General features: G+C 43.7%; 10 protein-coding genes and 1 pseudogene. 7 read left to right on the plus strand and 4 right to left on the minus strand.

Going from position 1 to position 9,062, the window contains the following annotated elements:
* Positions 1 to 196 precede the first annotated feature (196 nt).
* The 3 genes from O9324_RS11075 (at position 197) to O9324_RS11085 (ending at position 1,172) form a co-directional block, all read left to right on the plus strand.
* Positions 197 to 478, plus strand: coding sequence for a UPF0175 family protein (locus O9324_RS11075; RefSeq protein WP_002765919.1), 282 nt, complete (start codon positions 197 to 199; stop codon positions 476 to 478).
* A gap of 1 nt (position 479) precedes the next feature.
* The gene (locus O9324_RS11080) at positions 480 to 968 is read left to right on the plus strand and encodes a PIN domain-containing protein (RefSeq protein WP_147069847.1); all 489 of its coding nucleotides are present in this window, start codon (positions 480 to 482) and stop codon (positions 966 to 968) included.
* Positions 969 to 1,049: 81 nt separating this feature from the next.
* Positions 1,050 to 1,172 carry a hypothetical protein gene (locus O9324_RS11085; protein ID WP_255520648.1) on the plus strand — a complete coding sequence of 41 codons (123 nt, stop codon included), beginning with the start codon at positions 1,050 to 1,052 and terminating at the stop codon, positions 1,170 to 1,172.
* 473 nt (positions 1,173 to 1,645) lie between these two features.
* Here the strand turns inward: O9324_RS11085 and O9324_RS11090 are convergent, their stop codons facing one another.
* The 3 genes from O9324_RS11090 to O9324_RS11100 form a co-directional block, all read right to left on the minus strand.
* A complete protein-coding gene (locus O9324_RS11090; RefSeq protein ID WP_002787262.1) occupies positions 1,646 to 2,608 on the minus strand; it encodes a protochlorophyllide reductase in 963 nt (320 codons plus the stop codon).
* Positions 2,609 to 2,898: 290 nt separating this feature from the next.
* Positions 2,899 to 3,900, minus strand: coding sequence for a CsgG/HfaB family protein (locus O9324_RS11095; RefSeq protein ID WP_288140211.1), 1,002 nt, complete (start codon positions 3,898 to 3,900; stop codon positions 2,899 to 2,901).
* A gap of 73 nt (positions 3,901 to 3,973) precedes the next feature.
* Positions 3,974 to 4,957 carry a succinate dehydrogenase/fumarate reductase iron-sulfur subunit gene (locus O9324_RS11100; RefSeq protein ID WP_288140212.1) on the minus strand — a complete coding sequence of 328 codons (984 nt, stop codon included), beginning with the start codon at positions 4,955 to 4,957 and terminating at the stop codon, positions 3,974 to 3,976.
* A 532-nt stretch (positions 4,958 to 5,489) separates the two neighbouring features.
* Between O9324_RS11100 and O9324_RS11105 the strand changes: the two genes are divergently transcribed.
* Positions 5,490 to 5,876, plus strand: a complete 387-nt coding sequence (locus tag O9324_RS11105) for an AbrB family transcriptional regulator (RefSeq protein WP_002734386.1) — start codon at positions 5,490 to 5,492, stop codon at positions 5,874 to 5,876.
* A 394-nt stretch (positions 5,877 to 6,270) separates the two neighbouring features.
* On the plus strand, positions 6,271 to 7,065 hold the full coding sequence (locus tag O9324_RS11110; protein ID WP_002765912.1) for a CPBP family intramembrane glutamic endopeptidase: 795 nt from the start codon (positions 6,271 to 6,273) through the stop codon (positions 7,063 to 7,065).
* Here O9324_RS11110 and O9324_RS11115 read toward each other — a convergent pair.
* Entirely contained in the window at positions 7,048 to 7,851 is an 804-nt protein-coding gene (locus tag O9324_RS11115) for a Tab2/Atab2 family RNA-binding protein (RefSeq protein ID WP_288140213.1), read from the minus strand. The genes O9324_RS11110 and O9324_RS11115 overlap by 18 nt on opposite strands.
* A 150-nt stretch (positions 7,852 to 8,001) precedes the next feature.
* On the opposite strand from O9324_RS11115, the gene rimM reads away from it, so the two are divergent.
* A complete protein-coding gene (gene rimM, locus O9324_RS11120) occupies positions 8,002 to 8,592 on the plus strand; it encodes a ribosome maturation factor RimM (protein ID WP_002765910.1) in 591 nt (196 codons plus the stop codon).
* Positions 8,593 to 8,820: pseudogene (locus O9324_RS11125) on the plus strand (RNA-guided endonuclease TnpB family protein); the annotation flags it as partial. It lies immediately after the preceding gene.
* Between the last annotated feature and the right edge of the window lie 242 nt (positions 8,821 to 9,062).

Genomic DNA, 9,062 nt, shown 5'->3' on the forward strand with positions numbered 1-9,062 from the left:
GAGATGACTACAGCCTTATCATCGGAGTCAGCCATGGCAATTTGGCCGCTATTATTGATGGTAAAGGCGGAGATACCGTCGCCATCGAGGTTAGGATTACCTGCGGTGATATTGTAGGGTTAAGGGGTTATTATCGGCATCGGTCGCGGTAAATAAGTGTTATAAATAATTATAGGCTACTCAAAATAAATCTCAAATGACGACAACAGAAATTAAATTCACTCTAACTTTACCTAAAGTTCCAGAAATTCATCATCTGGAAGCTGAGAAAAAAGCTAAAGAAGCCTATGTTATGACTTTACTTCGTCATGGTGATATTAGTGCGGGACGTGCCGCAGAATTATTAGAGATTGATCGCCATAAACTTTCTGATTTAATGGATCACTACAATATTTGTTCATTCCCTATGCAAACCCAAGAAGAATTACAACAAGAAGTGGCTGAGACTCTCCAAATTTTAGAGAGATATAAAAAGTAACGTGATTATTGTCTCTGATACTACCCCTTTAAGTGAATTAGCAAAAGTTGGAAAACTTAATTTACTTCATGACATTTACGGGAAAATTATTATTCCTCAAGAAGTTTACCATGAGGTAACAACAGGAACTCATCCAGCAGTTAATTTAGTTCAATTAGCAGACTGGATAGAGAGACGAACAATTAGCAGTTCAGAAAAAGTCTCTACTTTGAAAACGATAACTAATTTAGGTTGGGGTGAATGTGCTGCTATGATTTTAGCTGAAGAATTAGAAGCCGATCAATTATTGATTGATGATTTAGAAGCTAGGCGAGTTGCTTTATCTCGAAATCTAAAAATTACTGGTACATTAGGTATCTTATTAGTCGCCAAACAACTAGGATTAATTACTAGCGTTCAGGAAGTTTTAGAGGCGTTAATTACTCAGGGTAAACGTATTAATCCAAGACTATATCAAGAGGTTTTATCTACCGCACAAGAATCATTGTAATTATTCAATAATTGCTGATAAAGGGACGTAAACATCATCACTCATGTACCCTAAAAACATTAATTAAAGGAGAAGTTTTTAATGGAATATCTTATTAGACCAGACCAACCGACCCAATGGAAAATTAACCCAGTAGATTTTATTGAAAATCTCGAAAAATCTTGGCATGATACCACTTTGTTTGCCCAGCAGATGCACAATTAGCCCTAAAAATCTGATAGCTCTGATACCAAATTATTGAGAGAAACTCTCATTAAGTTGGCGATCGCTGAATAGAGTGTGACACTTCATAATTCTTAGTAATCGCTAAAAGCCTTACTATACAAGGGCTAGAGCAACTTTTGATTTCAACGACTAGGGTGCGGAATGTGGGCATTATTCCAAGCGGAACCATTACCTGTCGCACCAGATTTAACGTAGATGATAGCCATGATATACCTCGTGTGAAAAAGACCGATCAAGTGATTATTGAGGAAGGTTAACTAATCTTGTCCGTCAAGATTGGCAAAAGCTTGCAGTCAAATCGGAATAATACCAAATCGGTTTTTAATAGTATCATTAACTGCCAATCAAACTTTAAAAACCCAGTTATGGATTGTTTCTCCCTGTCCCAGCGCTCCCCGTTTCCACAAGGACACAAGTTACCTTGTGTCCCTTTTTAATCTCAAAATCGGAATTTAAGCTAATCCGACTAATTTAGCGCTGTATTCCCACATTTTTTCGCCTCTTTCCTCGTCGCGAGCTTGAGGAGAAACCCTTTGTACAAAAGATTTACCCTCTTTTTTCTGACGGTTGCCCCAACTCCAGTAAGCGCCGGATTGACGGTATTCGGGGTCAGCCACCACCATGGCCACTCTTTCCCCGGCTAATTCTTGGGAAACATAGCCACCGGTGATATTTTTCTGGAACCAGGGGAAAAACTGCTGGAAAAAGGGGTAATGATTGCGGAAAAGGGGTGTATCGGCCACACAACCCGGATAGAGGGAAGTAAAAGTGATTCCGGTGGATTCGTGATAGCGTTTGTGCAGTTCCCGCATGGTGAGAACATTACACACCTTACTATCTTTGTAGGCTTTGACCGATTCAAATTTTTTGCCGTCGGCCATAGTAATCGGCTCTTTGAAACCCTTGGCAAACCCTTCTAAATCGCCCAAATCAGGACGAGGAGGAATTTTGCCGCCTAATTCATCGGGATTATGGGTGACAGTACCGAGAATGACTAAACGCCGGTCGGGAGAGGGGGAATTTTTTAGGTCTTCCAAGAGCAAATTTGAGAGCAGGAAATGACCTAAATGATTGGTGGCCATGCTCAATTCATAACCGTCGGGACTTCTTAAGGGTTCTTTGAGCAAAGGCAGATAGATAGCGGCATTGCAGACTAAAGCGGTTAGAGGTCTGCCCAAGGCCCGGAAATTTTTGACGAAGCGCCGGACGCTATCGAGGGAACCGAGGTCGATAAATTCAATACAGTAGTTATCCCGGGGAATGTTTAATTCCTTGGCCGCCTGTTCCATTTTCGGGATATCCCGACAGGCCATAACTACAAACCAACCTCTTTGAGCAAGGGATTTAGCGGCGTAGAGACCGACTCCAGAAGTTGTCCCAGTAATGATCACCGTGGGTTTTTGATCTTGTACCATTTTTTGATAGTTTTCGTTAATCGCTCTGGTCTAGGGAATATCCAAGGGATTCCGACTATAAATTTTATCGGTTGTCTTACCTGACCCCAGGCTTCCCTTTACATAACTTCAAATTTTCGTGAGTGTTCACTTATCAGTGATCAGTTATCAGTGATCAGTTATCAGTGATCAGTTATCAGTGATCAGTTATCAGTGATCAGATTTAAGTTTTAAGTTTACCGATCTCCCCACCTCCCCACCTCCCCACCTCCCCAATTCATAATTCATAATTCATAATTCATAATTCATAACTAACGAATGGGTTTAGCTAAATCACCGATTTTGAAACCATTACCAGTAATGATGCGACCGACGCTAGATTGACCATCAGCTTCGACAATTTCGAGAGTGCCAATCGGTTGAGTAATCTGACGGATAACCTTACCCGTTTGGGGATCCTTGACCGTTTGAGTCGTCCGTTCGATGGAAATGCGTAAACCGACACGATAACCCTCTCCCGTGCCTTTATTGAGAATTACTTGATTTCCCGCCACGGCAGCCACTAAAGCGGTGACAGTCGGGAGCGAGCGAGGTGTAGCGGCGATTTGTTCGGCTTTATTGTTGAGATTATCCACCACCTGCGCTACTGCCTTATCGGTGGCAATACTGAGTAATTTCCCTTCGTTGGAGGTTTGGGAACCACCCCCAACCCCTAAAACCACGGTTGAACCATCGGATTGATTGGCACTACCATCTCCCTGAGCGGTGGTAATAATTTCGGCCGTGGTGGTATTAATTGCCCGGACATTTAACTTGACAAAAGCATCGGTTTCTGTCTTGGCGGTGCTAAAAATAATAAACGAGCCACCAGATTGTTTTTTTTGTAAATCGAATTGGGTAATCGAACCGATAATCACCACATCTACCCCCAAAATTTGCCCGATTTGAGCGGCGGTAGCGGCATCTACCCGTCCCGAAGCTCCCAAATTCTGTTCTCTGAGGACAGCATCAATGCGACTGCGCTCAATGACTGTATAGCGACCACTTTCCACCAATCTATTGACGAGAATATCACTGACACCACTGGCTCCACCATTGAGAAATGTTAACCACTGGGGATTACTGAGACCGCTATAATCGAAGTCTAAAACCGCTACGCGCACCTTTTCGCTTTTTTGGGCTAAGAGTAATGGTAAATTGTTAGAGGTAGCTTGGGAGAAAGCCGGTGCGTTGAAGCTAAAACCCAAACTAGAAGCGACTCCCACAAGGGTGATCAGGGCAGAAAAACCACGGATGCTATCTCGATCGAACATGATAAGGGGTTCTCCAGTCAAATAGAATATAGCTCATAATACATCTGAAAATTGCTCTAACTATCGAGAGTGATCAAGAGCGAGAATTTTGAATGGCAGTAATTAAACCTCTCACTTCCTCGGTTCCCTCGGAAGCTTCAAAGGAAGTGGGAAATTTCCCCTTAGCAATCATCCGCAATCCCAGGGGGGCAATACTTAATAAACCCTGTAAATCGCGCCAATAATTGCCCAGCACATAGAGGCCGAATTTGCGTTCATCCACCCATCCCCCTGCTTTGACTAATTCCACTAAAACTTTCCGGTGACGAATGGGACGACTACTATCGGCCGACTTGCGAGCGAGTATTTCCTGTTTAATTTTACCGATCTGATCCATGGGGGCCACTTCCATAGGACAAACTGCATTACAGAAATAGCAACGCGTACAACCCCAAACCCCTGCGGTGCCTTGGTTATAAAGTTCTAGGCGACTTTCCTGATTACCATCGCGGGAATCTGCTAGGGTGCGCTGCGCTTTTGCCAAAGCGTGGGGCCCGACAAAATCGGGATTGACTTGCTTGGCGTTACATTCCGAATAACAGGCCCCGCACATAATGCAGTTACCCATCTGATTGAGATTGGCTCTTTCTTCTGGAGTTTGCAGAAATTCTCGTTCGGGAATGGTGCGTGCTTGACTACTAATATAAGGTTCAACTTTTTCTAAATCGTCCCAAAACGGTTGCATATTGACGATTAAATCCCGGATAATCGGTAAATTCCCCAGAGGAGCGATCGTGATTTCGGGAATTTCTCCGGCATCTTTTTGGCTACAATGGTTTAATTCACTGGCGATATTTTGTTGACAAGCCAAGGCCGAACGACCGTTAATTTTCATCGCACAGCTGCCACAAATTGTATTGCGGCAATTTTTACGAAAGGCCAAAGTTCCATCAAGTTCCCATTTGATGCGATTAAGGCAGTCGAGAATTGTATTTCCCGCCTCCACCTCTAGGGTAAAATTTTCTAGGTAGGGGGTGTCGTTGGGTCGTTGACGCAGAATTTTAAAAGAAACTTCCATACTCGGCACGGGGATGAGGGACTCCTAATACTCAGGATAATCGATGTTAACGGGCTAAGGGGGAGCTAGTAATGGTAATTAATCCTTAAGATTTTCCCCGGTCGGTTGAGCCAAGGGGTGGGTATCTAGGCCTAATGATAGATGGGCAAGTCGCTCGAAAACAGTTTAATCACCCCGGATTTACTGCTCTGGGTCATTAATTTTTTGCCAACTCCAACCACAAGTATAGTTGCTCAATTCCTTGCTAGGTATAGCTGGAGCGGTTTTATGTCCTCACTTTCTCCCCCCTGTTTTCCTCGCACCCGACCAAAAATTGCCAGAGTCTTGACCAAAAATTTCCTCTCCCCCACAAGGTTTACACTTACTACCTAGTCCGGGGTCTTCTTAGCACGATTGTCATCACCGAACCATCAGTTTTAAAAAATTTATTATTCCCCTCTAGACATTTTTGGCAAGATTTTTGGTATGATCAATTTGTCAGTGTAAACTTAATTGACAGTCAGTCAAAAATCAAGGAACATTAAAAAGTACCATGAGTGACATCTCTCCTACTCCCCTAACCGGGAAAGCTCTACTACAAAAAGTCAAAGAGTTATCCCACTTACCCCGTCGCGAAACGGCAAAACGTTGTGGTTACTACTCTCAAAGTAAAGATGGCCAAGTTCGGGTCAATTTAACCGACTTTTACGATGCTGTTTTGGGTGCAAAAGGGGTTCCTCTGGATCCCGAAGGCACTAAAGATGGCCGCGGCCGCGAACCCACTTTCCGGGTTAGTGTCCATAAAAATGGTCAAATCGTCATCGGTTCCACCTATACCGAACAAATGAACTTGCAGCCCGGCGATGAGTTTGAAATCAAACTTGGCTACAAGCACATCCACCTCAAACAAACGGAATCAGAAGAACCGGTAGAAGCTTAAATAGGTTACGGAGTAGGGATAAGGACAAAAAAAATCGGCAGTCAAAAGGGCTAGTTTTGACAAGACCGACCGAAAAGACAATATAGATTCTTACCCCTAATTCTAACCCCTGACCGCCTCTTTTATCAACTTGAGGGGTTTTCCTTAAGCACTTTTTCTTCTTTTTCGCAACCCCCTAGGGATGGATTTTTGTTGGAGCTAGGCTTTACCAGAGCAAAGTTCCACAGTTATCCTATGCCTAGGGGGTTTGTTTTATGGGTGTTAGGGGTAGGGGGTAGGGAAATGGGGAAATGGGGGGATAGGGAAATTTCAACTAATACCCCAAAACCCCAAAACCCCAAAACCCCAAAACCCCAAAACCCCACACCCCCACTTCCATAGCACCTAATTGACAATGGACATGGCTGCCTTAATAAAAATTATTATTTTCCTGTTAGTCTGGTTAATTCTCTGGCTGCCGATTGCCATTGGTTTAGGGAGTCGTTTGGGATGGCAACCGCTGCAAGGGACAAAACCTGACCAGAAATTGCCCCTAGTGGCCTCTCTTTACGCCTTGGCTCCCTTAGTTATCTGGGGATTATTGAAGATAGAGGGGAGCAGCCTCCATAATTACGGATTAATTTGGTCATTTTCCCTATTTATCTCCCTAACTAAAGGATTAATCCTGGCAGTGGTGGGATTAGGGATAATTTTTTTCCTAGAGGGGATTTTGGCCTGGGTACATTGGCAGCCCAAAAACCTAACTCGCGCTTTTGCCTTGAGTTTACCCCTGTTGATAGTGGCCCTCTGGGTGGGTATTACCGAGGAATTAATCTTTAGGGGCATCTTTTTGAGTCAATTAAGCCAAGAATACGGTTTTTGGGTGGCGGGAGCCATTTCTAGCCTAATTTTTGCCCTGCTGCATCTGCTTTGGGAACGTCAGCAAACGCTGCCGCAACTACCCGGTTTATTTCTGATGGGGATGGTTCTGGTCTGGGCGCGGGCGATCGATCATGGTAGTTTAGGATTAGCTTGGGGACTTCATAGCGGTTGGGTGTGGGGATTAGCTTTGCTGGACAGTGCCGAATTGATGTCTTACAGCGATTCTGGGTTAGTTTGGGTCAAAGGTATCTATAACCAACCTTTAGCGGGTTTAGCGGGTATTCTTTGCCTCTTGGGGACAGCTTGGGGGTTAAACTTGTTTCAGTAGCCAAAAGCCGGTAAAAGTGCGACCAGAATCATCCGGTTGTATCAGGAGAAAGTGCAAACCTTGGCTTTCCTGTTTGGTTGCTTGATAAACATTGGCTGCCAGGGCCACTTCTTCATCTTCGTAGGTCAGAAAAATCCAACGTTCATTTAGACCCGATTCCAAAACTAAACCGCCCGATCGCCCCCTTTCTGTGGGAATATGATCGATAAATACTGGGTTAATTTCCTCTAACCAACGAGCGATGGCAAGAGATTTTTTACCACCGGTAATAACCACACCGGGGATCATGAGAGTGGAGGCTAAACCCAATTTTAAAGGATAAAAGGCCTCTGGTAGGGAAAGAATCGGTATTCTGCGATCGCCAAAAAAATTAACTAAATCAACGGCGGGAAAACGAGCAAAACGCCACTCTTGACCTAAAAATTGGTCGGGTAGGGGTTGCGGTGGAGGAGAGTCGATATTGATGGGGATTTGCCGTAATTCTAGCTGTTTTTTCAGAGCGTTAACGTGACGGGTTAACTCAATTTTGATCTGTAAATTTTGACCAGCGAGGAGAAATAAATTGGCGCATTGGGGGCGAAAAACTTGGATAATTTCCGGGGGGGAGACTTGACAAGCTTGCTGTAACTGTTGGGTTAACCAGTCGCTATTAGCTTGGGATTGGGGACAGGAATTTTCATAGATAAGATGACCAAGAGAATCGGAAATTAACAATTGCCAGACTGTGCCAAGAGAAGGAGAAGATGAAGATGAAGATTTATAAAAATCCGCTTGCCAAATAGTCATAATTCAGTCAAAAGCCACCAGTAAAAAGTCAAAAAATGGTCAGGAGTAGAGGTCAACTAAAAATTTTACCCTACCAAGACTTTAAAAATCTAGGAGCGAGACAAAAAAAGCTATATACTAGGGAAAGCTATAGCAAAAAATATTGAGACAATGGAAGAAAATTGGCTAGAAATTGGGACAATAGTAGCACCCCAGGGACTGGAGGGAGAATTGCGAGTTTTATCGGTATCAGATTTTCCCGAACGTTTTCAGAAGCGAGGTATTAGGGGAATACAAGGGCCTCAAGGGGGAGAAATCCGAGAAATTACTCTGCTCAGGGGACGTGAGCTACCGGGCAAAAATGTTTATATTATCAAGTTAGAGGGGGTTGAAAATCGGGAACAGGCCGAAGCTTTGCGCGGATATAAATTATGGGCGAATAAACTGGAAAAACCTCGCCTAAAAGCGGATGAATATCATGTTAGTGAGCTAGTGAACTTGGAGGTTTATCATCACCTGACAGGAGAAAAAATCGGGGTTGTAGTAGATATTTTGTGGGCGGGTAATGACATTTTAGCAGTGCAACTAGAAGCAAATCTAGCCTCCGTCAAGAAAAAAAGTCCATCCTCCGACTCAGAGGCCACGGCCCTGGTCCCCTTTGTCAAAGAAATTGTTCCACTGGTGGATCTGAAAGCGGGACGCATCGAGATTTCGCCACCACCGGGGTTATTAGAGATCAATTTATCTAGAATGTCGGGGTGAAGACCCTCGCTGGCCGAACGAGCCTGGTCGTCTATTGCTCGTTTCTATGACAATTGTAAGAAAAAGGTTAAAGGTCAAAAAGGTTATCCCAAGTTTCAGAAAAATAATCGTTCTGTGGAATATAAAAACTCTGGAGGTCAACTATCGGAGGATAGAAAGAAAATAACTTTCACAGATAAGAAAAATATTGGCACGGTTAAACTGAAAGGAACTAGAGACTTAAACTTTGGCGTTGTCAAATTGAAAGATGCTCCGAATCAGCACCGGAACTGAAATTACATTGATAGCAAGGATTGCATGGCATCTTGACAATTAGTGTTTAATGAACGAATAGTGCCGATAGTTGGGCTTAAGTGGGGAACAAGAGTCGCTCGATTTAGCAGTGGAATTAGCCCTACAATCGGCGTTGTCAAATTGAAAGATGCTCCGAATCAGCACCGGAGCATTGCATCTTTCCTCTTCTGATCTGA

Source organism: Microcystis sp. LE19-84.1B (assembly GCF_027531875.1).
GTDB lineage: Bacteria > Cyanobacteriota > Cyanobacteriia > Cyanobacteriales > Microcystaceae > Microcystis > Microcystis panniformis.

What these genes read in the sequence shown, in the direction of transcription:
- O9324_RS11075 (WP_002765919.1), top strand. Translation starts at nt 197, where the DNA reads ATGACGACAACAGAAATTAAATTCACTCTAACTTTACCTAAAGTTCCA.
- O9324_RS11085 (WP_255520648.1), top strand. Translation starts at nt 1,050, where the DNA reads ATGGAATATCTTATTAGACCAGACCAACCGACCCAATGGAAAATTAAC.
- O9324_RS11090 (WP_002787262.1), bottom strand. Translation starts at nt 2,608, where the DNA reads ATGGTACAAGATCAAAAACCCACGGTGATCATTACTGGGACAACTTCT.
- O9324_RS11095 (WP_288140211.1), bottom strand. Translation starts at nt 3,900, where the DNA reads ATGTTCGATCGAGATAGCATCCGTGGTTTTTCTGCCCTGATCACCCTT.
- O9324_RS11100 (WP_288140212.1), bottom strand. Translation starts at nt 4,957, where the DNA reads ATGGAAGTTTCTTTTAAAATTCTGCGTCAACGACCCAACGACACCCCC.
- O9324_RS11105 (WP_002734386.1), top strand. Translation starts at nt 5,490, where the DNA reads ATGAGTGACATCTCTCCTACTCCCCTAACCGGGAAAGCTCTACTACAA.
- O9324_RS11110 (WP_002765912.1), top strand. Translation starts at nt 6,271, where the DNA reads ATGGACATGGCTGCCTTAATAAAAATTATTATTTTCCTGTTAGTCTGG.
- O9324_RS11115 (WP_288140213.1), bottom strand. Translation starts at nt 7,851, where the DNA reads ATGACTATTTGGCAAGCGGATTTTTATAAATCTTCATCTTCATCTTCT.
- rimM (WP_002765910.1), top strand. Translation starts at nt 8,002, where the DNA reads ATGGAAGAAAATTGGCTAGAAATTGGGACAATAGTAGCACCCCAGGGA.